The 14,442-nt window shown below is 48.0% G+C and carries 12 protein-coding genes; 4 read left to right on the top strand and 8 right to left on the bottom strand.

Annotation, left to right across the window (positions count from 1 at the left end):
* Nucleotides 1-18: 18 nt before the first annotated feature.
* From L4D19_RS04685 to L4D19_RS04675, 3 genes are all read right to left on the bottom strand, one after another.
* Nucleotides 19-1,233 (bottom strand): amidase family protein, encoded by a 1,215-nt coding sequence (locus L4D19_RS04685; protein ID WP_428451451.1) that lies wholly within the window; start codon nucleotides 1,231-1,233, stop codon nucleotides 19-21.
* A gap of 523 nt (nucleotides 1,234-1,756) precedes the next feature.
* A complete protein-coding gene (locus tag L4D19_RS04680) occupies nucleotides 1,757-3,688 on the bottom strand; it encodes an alkaline phosphatase D family protein (RefSeq protein WP_428451450.1) in 1,932 nt (643 codons plus the stop codon).
* 108 nt (nucleotides 3,689-3,796) lie between these two features.
* On the bottom strand, nucleotides 3,797-4,681 hold the full coding sequence (locus L4D19_RS04675; protein WP_428451449.1) for a LysR family transcriptional regulator: 885 nt from the start codon (nucleotides 4,679-4,681) through the stop codon (nucleotides 3,797-3,799).
* A 165-nt stretch (nucleotides 4,682-4,846) separates the two neighbouring features.
* On the opposite strand from L4D19_RS04675, the gene L4D19_RS04670 reads away from it, so the two are divergent.
* On the top strand, nucleotides 4,847-6,211 hold the full coding sequence (locus L4D19_RS04670) for an MATE family efflux transporter (protein ID WP_428451448.1): 1,365 nt from the start codon (nucleotides 4,847-4,849) through the stop codon (nucleotides 6,209-6,211).
* A gap of 87 nt (nucleotides 6,212-6,298) precedes the next feature.
* On the opposite strand, the gene L4D19_RS04665 is transcribed toward L4D19_RS04670, so the two are convergent.
* Together L4D19_RS04665 and L4D19_RS04660 are read right to left on the bottom strand one after the other, a co-directional pair.
* Entirely contained in the window at nucleotides 6,299-7,504 is a 1,206-nt protein-coding gene (locus L4D19_RS04665) for a NupC/NupG family nucleoside CNT transporter (RefSeq protein WP_428451447.1), read from the bottom strand.
* A gap of 239 nt (nucleotides 7,505-7,743) precedes the next feature.
* On the bottom strand, nucleotides 7,744-8,691 hold the full coding sequence (locus L4D19_RS04660; protein WP_428451446.1) for a LysR family transcriptional regulator: 948 nt from the start codon (nucleotides 8,689-8,691) through the stop codon (nucleotides 7,744-7,746).
* A gap of 147 nt (nucleotides 8,692-8,838) precedes the next feature.
* Here L4D19_RS04660 and L4D19_RS04655 point away from each other — a divergent pair, with 147 nt between their 5' ends.
* Nucleotides 8,839-10,164 carry an FAD-dependent oxidoreductase gene (locus L4D19_RS04655; protein WP_428451445.1) on the top strand — a complete coding sequence of 442 codons (1,326 nt, stop codon included), beginning with the start codon at nucleotides 8,839-8,841 and terminating at the stop codon, nucleotides 10,162-10,164.
* 172 nt (nucleotides 10,165-10,336) lie between these two features.
* Nucleotides 10,337-11,974 (top strand): tetratricopeptide repeat protein, encoded by a 1,638-nt coding sequence (locus tag L4D19_RS04650; RefSeq protein WP_428451444.1) that lies wholly within the window; start codon nucleotides 10,337-10,339, stop codon nucleotides 11,972-11,974.
* Nucleotides 11,975-12,067: 93 nt separating this feature from the next.
* On the opposite strand, the gene L4D19_RS04645 is transcribed toward L4D19_RS04650, so the two are convergent.
* Genes L4D19_RS04645 through L4D19_RS04635 form a run of 3 tightly spaced genes read right to left on the bottom strand, consistent with a single transcriptional unit; the run spans nucleotide 12,068 to nucleotide 13,676 of the window.
* On the bottom strand, nucleotides 12,068-12,736 hold the full coding sequence (locus L4D19_RS04645; RefSeq protein WP_428451443.1) for a hypothetical protein: 669 nt from the start codon (nucleotides 12,734-12,736) through the stop codon (nucleotides 12,068-12,070).
* Nucleotides 12,737-12,762: 26 nt separating this feature from the next.
* Complete coding sequence (locus L4D19_RS04640; RefSeq protein WP_428451442.1) at nucleotides 12,763-13,230, bottom strand: enoyl-CoA hydratase; 468 nt, start codon at nucleotides 13,228-13,230, stop codon at nucleotides 12,763-12,765.
* A gap of 14 nt (nucleotides 13,231-13,244) precedes the next feature.
* The gene (locus L4D19_RS04635) at nucleotides 13,245-13,676 is read right to left on the bottom strand and encodes a c-type cytochrome (RefSeq protein WP_428451441.1); all 432 of its coding nucleotides are present in this window, start codon (nucleotides 13,674-13,676) and stop codon (nucleotides 13,245-13,247) included.
* A gap of 136 nt (nucleotides 13,677-13,812) precedes the next feature.
* Between L4D19_RS04635 and L4D19_RS04630 the strand changes: the two genes are divergently transcribed.
* Nucleotides 13,813-14,436: a cytochrome b/b6 domain-containing protein gene (locus tag L4D19_RS04630; protein WP_428451440.1), complete on the top strand. Its 624-nt coding sequence runs from the start codon at nucleotides 13,813-13,815 to the stop codon at nucleotides 14,434-14,436.
* The last annotated feature ends 6 nt before the right edge of the window (nucleotides 14,437-14,442 follow it).

The raw sequence follows: 14,442 nt of genomic DNA, 5'->3' as shown, positions 1-14,442 counted from the left end.
TTATAAAAATCAATAATGCTACTGAGGAAAAAGCTTTCGGGCTGTAGACAGTAAAAATTCATCCTGATACGGCCCAGATGCAATAGATAAACCTACTGGGGCACCATCGACTGTAGTTAAAGGAATAGATATTTCGGGCAACCGCCCAACACCTGAAAACGATGTGATAGCCATTGTTCTGTCATAGAAATCCATCACCGTTTCAATGTTATTAAGCGCTCCTTTTAGTGGGGCAATAGTTGGAGTAGTGGGAAATAAAACCAATTCACCTTGGTTCATGAAGTTTAATATTCGCCCACATAGCTTTTCGCGCAGTAGTAATGCGTCACTCAACTCGCTCCGATCAAACCCTCGCAAATTCTCATAGGCAGCCGCAAAGCTGGGACCTTTTTCGGGGTTAGTCTCTTCGATCCAGCCACCGACTGTATTCATGAATTCAGCAGTTTGCACAACTCTCAACGCTTGAGTATTTAACGTATGCAGATCAATATCTTTTCCGACTATTTCACTTAACGTAATTGATTCTATGGCAATATCAGATGCTGAGAAAATCCTTGCAACCTCTTGCTTTAGCGCACCAGCGACAGCACCGTCAGCAATAGCAAAAGCATCTTCAAGTATATAGATGCGACGGGGCTCGATAGGTTCAGGGCTCTCGCTATTTAGCATGATTCGCATTACCTTATCGAGAATTGATATGTCATTAGCAAACGCACCAACGGTACTCACACTTGGCATAAAAGGCAGTACTCCCGCTTCAGAAATACGGTGCAGCGTGGGCCTCATACCCCATACCCCGCACAAACTCGCAGGCACGCGAATAGAGCCTGCAGAGTCAGTACCGATAGCGAAATCAACCAAGCCACATGCAACAGCTGATGCCGAGCCGCTCGATGAGCCGCCTGGAATTCTGGCTGGTGCCTTGGGGTTAACAGGCGTGCCATAAAAATAACTTTCTCCATCCAGGCTATAGGTATATTCATCGGCAACTGTTTTGCCTACACAAGTTGCACCACTCGCCAATAGTTGCTCGATACAGACGGCACTGTAGACAGCAGAATGATGGGCTGAAAGCCAGGGTTTGCTACCATAAGAAGTATTAAAGCCTTTGAGTTCAATATTATCTTTCACTGCAAAAGTGAGGCTATCTAAAGGGCCATTTTTATATGGACTCAAAGTAAATATTTCAACGAATGCACCGGATGATGACATCGAGTATTTTTTATCAGTCATTATCTTTCCAATCTTAGCTTGAGTTATATAACGAATAAAATCAGGCTTGGCAAAAATAAAACTCACTCAATATAAACAAATTAATTAATTGGCCTAACATAAGATTTAGATTTATTTTTAATATCCTACTATTTCCTGAATGAAAAATACGTTATCACTCAACAACCATTCCTTCAAGTAAAAATCAGAGTTTAACAACAGATATTTATCAACAAATAATATGGCGATTTTAAGAGGCCAAACAGGCGGCTGGGGGCTTTCATTTTAGAATTTAGTAGCCAGCAGCGAACTTGAACATTGAACGCATGAGAGTTAATTTAAGCAGGCTTACTGACCGCTCGACACTTTTAATTAAATTGTGATTATTTGTGGTGTTCTCACATTGAACTTAAACTGTTTCTTCACACCCAAAAGATAAACTGATTTCAAATCGACTGTAATAGTTATTGCAACCTTTTATACAGATAAGAAACATCTTTTCAGCGTAGAGAGCAGATGTTTCTTATCATCATGACCTATAGCGCTACTCAACAGGTGGAAAGCACACCGTGTCACCCTCTGCGGTCAGGATCTCAACCCGGCTCGGCTTGCCGTTACTATCGAGATACAACTCACCGATTGCGCTGCGATTGACCAAACGGTGGTTCCCGGTTGTATCAGGATCGCGTTTTTTGATCTTTAACCGCTTTCGCTTGGTCAGCCAGTTCAGGGGAGAGTGCGGGCTATACAGCGCCCTGTCCATCACATCACAAAAGCGCAGCAAGGCGTTGGGGAATTCATTCTTGATCCCGCTTGATGTGATCTGGTAGATATTCGGGCTGCTGCGGCGAAAGCGCAGCTTCACATCATAGGCAAACGAATAATGGACATCACCAGAGAGGATTACGAAGTTTGTCGGTGTCTTGGTATGAGAAAAAATACTGAGCAAGGTATTGGCGGAACCCGGATGCGCCATCCAGTTTTCGGCATCAATCAGCAATGGCTGACCGAGCCAGGTCATGCCGCGCTGGAGCATTTCGATAAACTTCACCCCGAACATAGGTGCCGCCGAAACAATGATCACCGCGGGCTCATTCAGCAGCGACTGCTGCAGCTCGGTCAGTGCTTCCCAGTCCATCAGCCCCGACGGTTTGTTCATTTTCGACTCTGAGCGCCAGCGTCGCGTGCGGGTATCCAGCACCAGCATTTTAGGTGTTGTTTCAATGGTGTAATGCCACTGTTCAAACCGATACAGATGGTTAATCAGCTGATCCTGATGCTCACAGCTAGGCTGTGAGAAATACCCCTTGGCCAGATTGAGAAACTCCTGATCGAAATGCTCGGGCGCATTGCCCCAACCCTGGCACAGCCAATAGCTGATCAGGCCATTACCAATGATACGGCGGGACAATAAGTTACCGTAAGCCGCTTTTTCCCAGCCAATCGTCAGGTTCCAGTCGTCAGTGATATCATGATCATCAAAAATCATATAGGTCGGTATATGCGCCATTAAGCGCTGAACCTGCGGCAAACCTGCAACAAATTCATCGATATGCTGCTTTTCTTGATGCCATAGCTGCTGCCATTTAGGCTCAAGCATACGCTGACCTGACTGGAAGCCGCACTTTTTCAGCCGCTCACCGTCGATAAGCTGCCACAACTGCGGCGACCATACCAACAGATACATGGCAAAGAACTCACTGAAGCTCATCAGATGGTTTTCGCATTCCCTTGAGCTAAATACCGGCCTTCCCCGGTTTGGCAGCCACTTTCGCAATCCGTTATCCGACAGCCAGTTGCCGCTTTCCACATAGTGCGGCAAGATCTTTTCACGGCCATAGAAGTTATAGCCATGCTGATAAAGTGACTGAGTGTTGGCTACCGGCCCCTGGGCGAAAGTTTCATCAGGCAGTCCCAGTAATCCGATAACCTGCTGAATAGCGTCCAGTGTAGGTCCGGCAACATGATCGGCATAAATCTGATCGCCACTCATCATCAGCAGCGCCGGACGCTCCAGAACTGACTGCAAGGCCAGTTTATCATCCGCCGCAACCAAACTGTCCTTGCTCGGATAATGCGGATTACGACAAGAACCATGCAGTACGTAGTCAGCCTGCTCCTTAATACTGAATGACAGCCGCTTTTCGCCGGGGTACAGCAAATAGGGAACCAGCTCGGTAATGTCTCCTCGTTGAGTAACCAGCTGATATTCCAATACGGTAGCGACAGGAAAATGGCCTTTGATGCTGGCCATTGTCACCCAGGCAGCCTGGCCCACCTGGATCTGCTCCGCTGTTGTTATCTGCTCAGAAAAGAAAGGTTCATCATCCTCGGGATAGTAGAGGGAAAAAGTCGCAGCCAAGGGCTCTGATGTGACAAGCCACAGCGTAAGTTCATTCGCCGTACATTTGCGTAGGATCGGGCCTGCCAGCAACAAAGGCAGGTTGGCGGAGGAAGATGCAGTTTGGGAACACATGGTTTGCACTAAATACCCACTTGATGGCTTTGATGCCCTAATCATACCTCGATTTTGCATCAAAAATTGCTAGCAAAACGTAAAGTTATGCATAGATTCTTGCTCGCACTAGGTGTTTTCCTTGAACATTGAACTTAGCTCGTCATACATCCAGGTCATGATTTTGCCACTTCCTTTATCGCGCCGCTTGACGACTCCCATCTCAACCAGCAGCGAATCAGCGATATGCTCGGTAGATAACTCAACCAGCTCGTCGACATACCACTCTTCTTTCGCCAGATGCTCCGGAACCAAAGCCCAGCCAACTCCCCGAGTGACCAGAGCCGTAATATAGTAATAGCTATCAACGTACCAATGATTGGATGAAATCGGCTTGGCCGAGGCCTCCCCCATCCGCTCGCGGATCACCAGTTGGCGATAACGGTTAAGCTCACTCACACGTGGCGCCGAAACCGTTGCTAACGGATGCTCGGAGGAAACAATCAGGGACTGGTAGAACTGGCTGATAGGCATAAATTCCAGGTTGTCAGGCAAGCTTTTAATGTGAAACAAAATACCAATATCGGCTCTTTTCTCACTTACCCAGCGTGCAATATCGTCCTGCGAGCCATTGATGATAGTGAGCTTCAAGAGCGGATACTTCGCAGCAATTTGTAGGAAAAAATTCTCAAAAGACAAAATAGGCACGGCTTCATCCATGGCGACGGTAAGCGAAATTTCCTCACCAGTCGAGACTGTCATCGCCCGCGATTGCATCCGCTGACACTGCGCCAGTACGGCCTGTGCCTCGGTATACATCTCTTTGCCTTCAGGCGTTAGCACCGGCAGGCGAGCACTGCGATCGAACAGTTCGAATCCAAGGTCGACTTCCAAATTGGTGATCGCCGTACTCACCCGAGACTGGGCCTTGCCGATTTTTCTTGCCGCCGCTGAGAACGACCCATGATTGACAGCCGTGACAAAGGCTTCTAACTGATCGAGTGTCCAATTCATTTCATTTCCTTATCTCGCATCTCGCATCTCGCATCTCGCATCTCGCATCTCGCATCTCGCATCTCGCATCTCGCCAATGTATCCGAAAAACGGATGGATACCAACTTTCATCAATCTGTATTCCACGCATAATTCTCCCTAGACATCAAAAAGTGAATAATGACTATGCAAGAGAAAGTAACCACCGATAATTCAGTAAATCGCACGTTTTGGCGCTATGCGATCCCGTCAGTTGTTGCCATGTTGGTCAACGGCCTCTATCAGGTCATCGACGGCATTTTTGTGGGTCACTATATTGGCTTTGAGGGCCTGGCCGGGATCAATATGGCATGGCCTATTATTGGTGTGATTGTCGGTCTTGGTCTATTGGTAGGAATGGGCTCAGGCAGCCTGATCTCTATCTACCGCGGCGAAGGGGCTACAGACAAAGCACGTAGGACATTGACAACAGGCCTTGGTCTCATTCTTATTGCCGGTGTGCTAATGATGGCGTTGGTCTCGGCATTTGGGCCAGCGATGCTTATTGCCCAGGGAGCCGTCGGAGAAACTCTTGAACTTGGCATTGAATATATCGATATCTTCTCGTGGGGAGCGATATTTACGATTGCAGCAGGTGCAATGCCAATGCTGATCCGCAATGATGACAGCCCGAACTTTTCGACCATTTTAATGGTTATCGGTGCCCTGATTAATATTGCTCTCGATTACCTATTCATAGGTCGGTTTGGCTGGGGGCTGGAAGGCGCAGCCATCGCTACTATTTTCTCGCAAGTTACCGTATTTGTTGTCGCCATCGGCTACTATTTTTCGCCATTTTCCCAGCTAAGGCTGAGTTTGGGAAAGCTACGATTCAGCCCGAGGCTGGCTGCTAAGTCCATCGGATTAGGCACCTCAAGCCTATTCATGTATGCCTATTTCAGCTTCGTTATTGCTCTGCATAATCGGCTGTTCATGGAATATGGCAGCTCGGTACACGTTGGTGCGTTTGCTATTGTCGGTTACCTGATGACCATGTACTACCTGTTAGCCGAAGGCGTCGCAGGGGGGATGCAACCTCCGGTGAGCTATTACTTTGGCTCGGGGCAAATGAATAAGATAAAAGCAACACTAACCCTGGCTATCAAAGTGGTACTACTCACCGGTATTAGCGCCGTAATACTGCTAAACCTGTATCCCGAGACCATGATCGGCTTGTTTACCAGTGACGATCCGGTACTGATCAGTGAAACGACAAACGGTCTGCGGTTACACCTGTTCTCGATGTTTCTGGATGGTTTTATTGCCCTGGCTTCTGTGTATTTCATGGCTGTCAATCAAGGCGGGAAGGCACTGGCGATTTCAGTTGGCAACATGCTCATTCAGCTGCCGTTCCTCTACCTGTTACCACAGTGGCTGGGTATCGACGGGGTGTGGCTTTCTGTTCCAGTATCGAATGTTGTCCTGTTTACAATAGTTGCGCCTATGGTTTGGAAGGATATTCAGGGAAAAAACAAAGTGACACCAAACCTCAAGCTGGCTGAATGTAACTAGAACCAATATTTCTATATCAGTAACACAACAAAGGGAGCCCCAAATAAGGGCTCCCTTTCTGTTTCCCCCGAATCAACGACAACGCACTTAAAGTGACAGGATCACGCCTGCAATAGCCGCGCTCATCAAGTTAGCTAGCACACCGGCAGCAATAGCTCGAAAGCCATTTTGGGAAATAAAAGTACGGCGCTCCGGTACTAGGCTGCCCAACCCACCAATGAGAATTGCCATGGTCGAAATATTGGCAAAGCCGCACAGGGCGAAGGTCACTATTGCCATAGAGTGCGCACTAAGCTGATCTTGTACCTTAATCAGCTCGATAAAGGCGACAAATTCATTCACTACAATCTTGTTGCCTATCAACGAACCGGCAGTAACTGCCTCATACCAAGGCACTCCAATCAACCAGGCTACAGGCGCGAACACATAGCCTAGGATCAATTCAAAGCTGAGCGCAATACCCACAAGTTCGCCGATATAACCCAACATACCGTTCAACAGCGCAATAACGCTGACAAAAGCCAACAGAGTCGCCCCTATAGCAACCGCAATTCTCAGGCCGGACATCGCACCGTCCGCAAGGGCTTCCACTACATTTGTCGCACGAGGAAGCTCAACCGAGGTGATCTCATCCTGATCTAGCGTGGTATTACTTGGCGGATAGAGTATCTTTGCCATCAGCAAACCCGCCGGCGCTGACATAAAGGCGGCAGCAATCAGAAAGTGCAACTCCACCCCCAAAGAGGCGTATCCCACCAGTGTACCGCCGGCAACCGAGGCCAGCCCGCAGGTCATTACAGCAAAAAACTGCGAGTCGCTCATGTTCTTCAAATACGGCTTCACCACCAGCGGCGCTTCAATCATACCGACAAAAATATTGGCAGTGGCCGATAGCGACTCTGCGCGACCGGTGCCCAGCAGTTTTTGCAAAGAACCACCAATCAGGTTGATCACCTTTGGCATCAGCCCGATATGATAAAGGGCTGAAATAAGTGCAGAAAAGAAAATAATAATGCCAAGTACATTGATGGCAAAGACAAAACCGACGCTACCGGTGGCCAGGCCGCCAAACAGAAAGCTGATCCCTTCCTGACCGTAATTAATCACACTGGAAACAGTACCGGTAACTGTATTCAATGCCTCTTTACCAGTCGGCACATAGAGCACCAACAGCGCAAACGCCACCTGTAGCCCTAATGCCAGTGAAACAGTTTTTAGGGGAATATTGCGGCGATCTTTTGACAATAGCCATGCAAAGAGCAATATCGTGACAATACCTAACAACGACGTCATGCGTGAACCTTTGTAACCAAATTAAGTTGAGGCGCGCATTCTAGGCAACGGGACTCTTGATGCAATATCCGCTTGTTAACAGCTTGTGGCACAAATTAAGCCCAACACTACCAATATATTTATCTCATTGTATTAATTGAAGTTAAATATCATCTAATCGCTATTGTTGCCACATGGAAAAGATATTTTGGCTATCACAAAAGCCAACACTGGCAACTCTGGATAATTTTCGGGCAGTTTTACTTCCCCGACAGTTTGACCAACGGTGCTAGGGCCTTGTCCCAATAAGGCGTTTCACCGATATACTCTTTAAAAAACGCAATCACCGCCGATATTTTACGCGGCAGGTGTTTACGGCTCGGATACACCGCATAAAACGGCATGCTCTGGTTGGCTTGCCAGTCCGGCATCAACTGGATTAATTTACCGTCGCGAAACTCGCCAGTGAGCAGGTAGCTCGCCAAATAGGCAATGCCCCACCCTGAGATTGCCGCATCACGTACCGCTTCCGCCAGATCCACCCGATAGTTACCCGACACCGTTACACAAAGTGCTTCTTGCTGGCTGGTGAACGACCAGGTGCTGTAATTACGTTGACGACTTTGATAGGTCAGACAGTTGTGATTGACCAGGTCATTAGGATGATGCGGCACGGGATGATGAACCAGGTAGTCAGGCGAAGCCACCACTACAAAGCGTGTGTCGGCCAGCCTCTGGGCCACGTACCCCTCGGGGATATGCTCATAATTGGTGATCCAGAGATCAATACCGTCTTCGAGCATATTGGCCTTGTGATCAAACAGGCTCACTTCAACCTGCAATTCCGGGTATTGCTGCCGCAGATGCTCTATTGCCGGGATAATATGCATGGTCCCAAAAGACTGTGACAATCCAAGGCGCAACACACCAGCCACTTCATCACGGACATCATCCATAATGGCATCGGCATCCTGAACAGCATGGACGACCTGCTCGCAGTAGCTTGCAAAACGCTGCCCGGCTTCGGTCAGGGTAAAACTTCGCGTGGTCCGCTGTACAAGCTTCACGTTAAGTTCGCCCTCAAGAGCGCCTAACTGCTTGCTGACATGAGACGTCGAAACACAGAGTTGCCTGGCAGCCATCGTAAAACTGCCAGCTTTTACCAAGATATGAAAGATGACCATCTGGCCAGCACGATCCTGAATCACGTTACCGATCCTCACTTGAACTATGAACGATTACTCTGTTTGTTGGCCGCTATGCCAGAAAAAGGGCGCTAAGTGTAATGGATCCGAACGGAATGTCACGTATAGTGTCACTAGCATTTCGATATCGACTAGTAAGGTTGTCAAACCATGCCCGCGAAACCAATAGACCTGTGTAATGCCTCGCCTGATACCATTTATGACACTGTATTTGACGCCATAGTTGTCGGCAGTGGCCCCGGCGGTGCAACCATTGCCTGGGAACTAGCAAATCAAGGTCAACGGGTATTGGTTCTCGAATGGGGCAACAACACGCCATTGACTGGCTCTTTTATCCAAATGGCAGGAATAGCCGCGATCCCCGGCAAAAGTGCCTACATTACCCCAGATCTATCATTATTAATTCGTGGGATCACCGCTGGTGGCAGCTCAGCGATTAACTACGCAACCGCCATGGCACCTCCAACCGAGATGTTCCTGCGTTACGGTATCGACTTATCCGCTGAGATCGCAGAAGTGGAGCGAACACTGCCAATCTCAACCCTCCCCGACGATCTTATCGGCCCCAAGGCTCATCGAATCAAACAAGGGGCACAACAGCTCGGACTCAACTGGCAGAAGCTCGATAAGTTCATTGATATTGATAAATGCCGCTCCGCCTGTCACCTGTGTTCGTACGGCTGTCCGCATGATGCCAAGTGGAATTCCCGCCTGTTTTTGGACGATGCCACCGAGCAATGTGCCCAATTGCTCACCAGTGCTAAAGTTACCCGAGTGCTCACTGAAAACAACCGTGCTGTCGGCGTTGAGTTCAAACATAGAGGCCAACTTCGGTCGGTACGGGGCAACAACATTATTCTAGCCGCAGGCGGCATCGGTTCGGCGCAAATTTTACAGGCAACCGGTATTACCAATGCCGGACAAGCCTTCTTTATCGACCCGGTTATCGCTGTGATGGGAAAGGTACAGGAAAGCTATCCCGACGGCGAAATCCCAATGGCAACCGGGCTGCACTTGCCCGATGACGGCATAATGCTGTCCGATCTCAGCCTTCCCAAGCCTTTCTTCCATTTGTTTACCGCGCAGGTAGGTAAGTTCAACCATATGCTGTCTGCCAACAACACCTTATCGCTGATGGTAAAAGTAAAAGATGAACTAAGTGGAAAAATAGGTTCAAGTTGGGTGAACAAGCGCCTTCAATCAAGTGACAAGGAACGACTGGAATCTGGTGCCATCATTGCTGAAGGCATATTGCGCGAGGCTGGTGCCGACCAGACTTATCGCACCCATCATTTTGCAGCCCACCAAGGTGGTAGCGCAAGAATCGGTGACATAGTCGATAGCAACCTGCAAACAGATATCCAGGGTCTGTATGTCTGTGATACCTCAGTGATCCCCGAATCATGGGGGCTCCCGCCAACCTATACATTAATTTGCCTAGCGAAAAGGCTCGCCAAACATATCAATAAGGCTTAGTCGTCTCAGCTCTATCACCAAAGTCACCTTGGTAGGCCGCCATCCGAGATTCTTACCTATACTTTCCTCAATAACTCGACCACGCCAGTTCACTTTGAATAGGCGAGATCAACTGTGAGCCACATATTAAGCAACAAAGCCTATCGCTAGACCATATTTTTGGAGAAAGAATATGAAAACGAATAGTAGGCATGGCTGGCTATTGGTGGCGGCCATCTTTTCCTGTCCGACTTTACTTAGCCAGAGCGTTCATGCTGCAACCCAAGAAACCGACCCAGGCAGGCTAGGCAAAGTAGAATTCCCGACCTCATGCAATGAAGAAAACCAACCAATGCTGGATCAGGGCCTGGCTTTGCTCCACCACATGACTTACGTCAAGGCCCGATCAACCTTTGAAGCTGTCATTGAAAAAGATCCTGACTGTGCGATGGCCTATTGGGGAGTCGCGATGTCTATCGTCCACCCGCTGTGGTCAGATCCACCTAACGAAGAAAACTTTGCCAAAGGCCTGGAAATGGTGGAAAAAGCCAAAGTAAAAGGGACGAAAACCCAACGTGAAGTTGCCTATATCCAGGCCATTAATAGCTACTACGCCCAAGGGCGAAAAGAAAAAGAAACGGATAACCTGATAGCCTTCGAACAAGGTTGGGCTAAGGTACATGACGCGTTTCCTTCTGATCAGGAAGCGACGGCCTTCTATGCGTTGTCACTACTGGGTACCGCATCACCAGCCGATAAGAGCTATGTAAAACAGAAAAAAGCAGGAGAAACCGCAGCGACTATATTGGCCAAGAATCCAAAGCACCCCGGGGCTCACCACTATATTATCCATGCTTATGACTACCCGGAACTGGCTGAGAAAGCGCTTGATGTCGCGCGCAGCTACGGCGAGATAGCACCATCAATCCCCCATGCTCTCCATATGCCTACCCATATCTTTACCCGGCTAGGTCTGTGGGACGAATCTATAGCCATGAACATCCGCTCTGCAGCAGCAGCCAAGCTGAATCCGGCAGGCGACAAGATCTCACTGCACTATCTTCATGCACTGGACTACATGGCCTATTCCTACCTTCAAAAAGCCCAGGACAAAAAAGCGTTGGCTGTGGTCGAAGAGACACTTGCACTCAGCGATCCGCTTCAGCCACATGCAGCCTCGGCCTATACATTGGCAGCCGTTCCAGCCCGCTATGTATTAGAGCGGCAGCAATGGGCAGAGGCCGCCAAGCTTGAGCCGAGACAACCAGCCAGCTATCCGTGGGACAAATTCCCGGCCATGGAAGCAGTTACCCATTTCGCGATAGCACTCGGTGCTGCTCAAACCGGCGATGTACCGAAGGCTGAAAAAGCGATTGCCCGGCTGGGCGAGTTAAAAACACAAACGGAGAAAAGTTCTGCCTACTGGGCTAAGCAAGTTGAAATCCAACGCCTGTCTGCTTTGGCATGGCTGCAGTTCAACCAAGGCGATCATAACCAGGCATTACTGACAATGCAGAGTGCCGCCGACTTGGAGGCAACCACGGAAAAACACCCAGTGACGCCGGGAGAAGTCTTACCGGCCAGAGAGTTACTGGGCGACATGCTGCTGGAAATGGAAAAATACCAACAGGCGACAGTTCAATATGAAGCTGCCCTGAACCGCAGCAAGAACCGTTTTAACAGCCTGTACGGCGCGGCAAAATCAGCAGAGCTCACCGGAGATAAAGACAAAGCCAAACAGTATTATCAAATGCTGGTCGATGTTGCGGAAGTCGAAGAAGCAGACCGACCACAACTCCAACAAGCAACCACCTACCTGGCAAGCAAGTAGCCCCGACGCAGTACTAACGTGTTCCTCCCTCAGCGACAGGAGTTAGCCAGCAATGGCTAACTCCTCGTATAACGAGTTGCCCTGCTAATACTGTTATCTGGCAAGATCCAGCTTATGACCTAGGTATTGAACTTCAACTGTTGCATAGCCAAGATTTACCGCCTCAAATTGCTTACTTAATTCACGTGCATGCTGAGCGTTGTTTGCCAGGAAAGAAACTGAATATACCGGCCTCACTGTGCCATTATCCAATGTCTGAGTATCAATATAAGAAGATGTCACGAGCCCAGCCTGGTTGAGACTGATAACACGCTGCAGATCAATGCCCAACACCCGGTCAATTTCAAGCGGTTCAATCTGATCTTTCCAAGTAAAGATAACACCGTAATTATTATACACCGGGGTATTATCCAACCATTTTGAGCCTAATGAACGCACATTTTCGATTTTAATCAGCTCTTTTTGATATAGCGGCAAATTGGCTAACTTATCGGTCACCTCTTGCTTACTGTCTGCTTCAATAACAAATCGAAGTAACTTAATCGGTTTACCATCAATATTACTGTCGGCAACAAACATGTCTTTGATCTCGCCATTTTCAACAAGTTTGCCAAAAGCGGTTCTTTGCTCCGACATAGTGTCCATCACTTCTTGCACATTGTCGGTATTCCATGCCAGTTCAACACCGAAATCAGCAGCCAATAGAGTACCTGAAGAAAGAAAAGCGATACCAGCAAGAAGCACATTATATTTGTTTTTCATTATATTACCTTTTGAAGTTCGTTATATTACTTATGAAATTTCGGACCAATAGTGCTTAGAACCACCATAGTGATCAGTGGGATAACATTTGAGATCCCTATCCACATCTCGGTTGTAACCGTATCCTTATAGGCTTGCGAAATAGCACCAAGTTTAAGATTCTCAAGAGCCAACTGAGTCACTTCAGGCATCATGGGTACCAAAAATACCACCGCATTAACTGTCAGAAATGCCATACATAAGTAGTTGAGTTTGAGCCATGCCGGTTTGGTCAGATAATCAAACGAGTGCACAACCGTTGCGATGACTTTCATCGCCAGACCCGGCAAAATTAGGATATAAGCACTCTTTTCTTTATAAACGGCCATGTAATACAGTGCTTCAGGTTCATTACCTAATACAGCACCGATAACAATGTGGGACAAAATACCGCCGACATAAAAGATCATCCCCAGTTGGAACAACAAATCGCTCCAGATATGTTTCCTTTTCATCATCATCTCCCGGCCTACCACCGTGAACGATAAGAACGATGGCAGCTACGGCAGGTGTCCTGAGCAGACTCCAAGCCAGCTTCAGCCAAATCAACATTCTGTTCGCGACTGGCTCTGTTCAACTGTTCGAAACCTGAATCCATCTGACTTAATAAAGCGTTAAATTTCTCAGACTTTTTCCACACACTTTCTTTTGCTTTGCTGTCTTTCTGGCTTCCTTCAGGAAACAGAGTGAACAAAGCCGAACTGTGTTGCGAAAGCTTGTTGCTTAGCTCAGACAGCTCTTTCCAATCGGTATCTGCTCCATCAATCGTGCTTTCAGCTTGTTCCGATATGGTTTCGATTGTCGAAAATGCTTCCTGACGTTGCTGAATCTCAGCATTAAAGTCATGGGCCTTCGCTACCAGTGGCAGAAGCACAAGACAGCTCAATATTGTCTTTTTCATTACCTGATCTCCTAACGTTGAGTTCTGACTAGTTACTTTTCTTGTCGACAATTTACACAACAATAGTTGCCCACGCAACAGTTGTTGTGTAAATTGTCTTCCGTCTTATGTAAGGAACATCATTCGGGAGATAGTTATGAAAGTTTGGGATCTGGCAACACGGTTATATCACTGCTTTCAGGCAGTACTCTTTATTGCTCTTATTGCCTCAGGTTTTTCCGGTAATGGGCCTCATGTTCAGCTAGGTCTGGCGCTGTTTACGCTCGTTCTCTGGCGGATTCTATGGGGATTAGTTGGCAGCCAGACCAGTCGTTTTAGTCAGTTTATACGCAGCCCGATTACAGTACTTCGATACCTGACAGGAAAAGAGCCGGCACGGCCGGGTCATAATCCAGCTGGTGGCTGGATGGTAGTAACAATGATATTTGCGCTGTTTCTACAATGTTTTTCAGGTCTCGCGCTGGCAGGGCTGCTCGACAATATGCCATACATGGAGTATTGGCTGACCGATACTGTATTCTCTGCACTTGAAAGTATGCACTATATCCTGGCACGAGTTCTGCCGTTGCTGATTTTGACCCACGTGGGTGCGATTGTTGTGTACAAGCTACGCTCTAAACCACTGGTAATGGCGATGCTAACAGGTGTTCAGAGCAAGGTGACTGAAACTGGTGAACTGTATTTTGTCTCTCAACTTCGAGCCATCACCGTCTTTGCTACCGCCATATTAGTGACGGCGGCAATCGTTGTAATAGCTTAAGAGAAG

It is taken from the genome of Photobacterium kasasachensis (assembly GCF_050336885.1).
GTDB classification, from domain to species: Bacteria; Pseudomonadota; Gammaproteobacteria; order Enterobacterales; family Vibrionaceae; genus Photobacterium; species Photobacterium kasasachensis.
This window is presented reverse-complemented; position numbering and strand designations above follow the sequence as displayed.

Bases quoted from the DNA above. Each gene is read 5' to 3' on its own strand.
- L4D19_RS04685 (WP_428451451.1), bottom strand. From the start codon at position 1,233: ATGACTGATAAAAAATACTCGATGTCATCATCCGGTGCATTCGTTGAA.
- L4D19_RS04680 (WP_428451450.1), bottom strand. From the start codon at position 3,688: ATGTGTTCCCAAACTGCATCTTCCTCCGCCAACCTGCCTTTGTTGCTG.
- L4D19_RS04675 (WP_428451449.1), bottom strand. From the start codon at position 4,681: ATGAATTGGACACTCGATCAGTTAGAAGCCTTTGTCACGGCTGTCAAT.
- L4D19_RS04670 (WP_428451448.1), top strand. From the start codon at position 4,847: ATGCAAGAGAAAGTAACCACCGATAATTCAGTAAATCGCACGTTTTGG.
- L4D19_RS04665 (WP_428451447.1), bottom strand. From the start codon at position 7,504: ATGACGTCGTTGTTAGGTATTGTCACGATATTGCTCTTTGCATGGCTA.
- L4D19_RS04655 (WP_428451445.1), top strand. From the start codon at position 8,839: ATGCCCGCGAAACCAATAGACCTGTGTAATGCCTCGCCTGATACCATT.
- L4D19_RS04650 (WP_428451444.1), top strand. From the start codon at position 10,337: ATGAAAACGAATAGTAGGCATGGCTGGCTATTGGTGGCGGCCATCTTT.
- L4D19_RS04645 (WP_428451443.1), bottom strand. From the start codon at position 12,736: ATGAAAAACAAATATAATGTGCTTCTTGCTGGTATCGCTTTTCTTTCT.
- L4D19_RS04640 (WP_428451442.1), bottom strand. From the start codon at position 13,230: ATGAAAAGGAAACATATCTGGAGCGATTTGTTGTTCCAACTGGGGATG.
- L4D19_RS04635 (WP_428451441.1), bottom strand. From the start codon at position 13,676: ATGAAAAAGACAATATTGAGCTGTCTTGTGCTTCTGCCACTGGTAGCG.
- L4D19_RS04630 (WP_428451440.1), top strand. From the start codon at position 13,813: ATGAAAGTTTGGGATCTGGCAACACGGTTATATCACTGCTTTCAGGCA.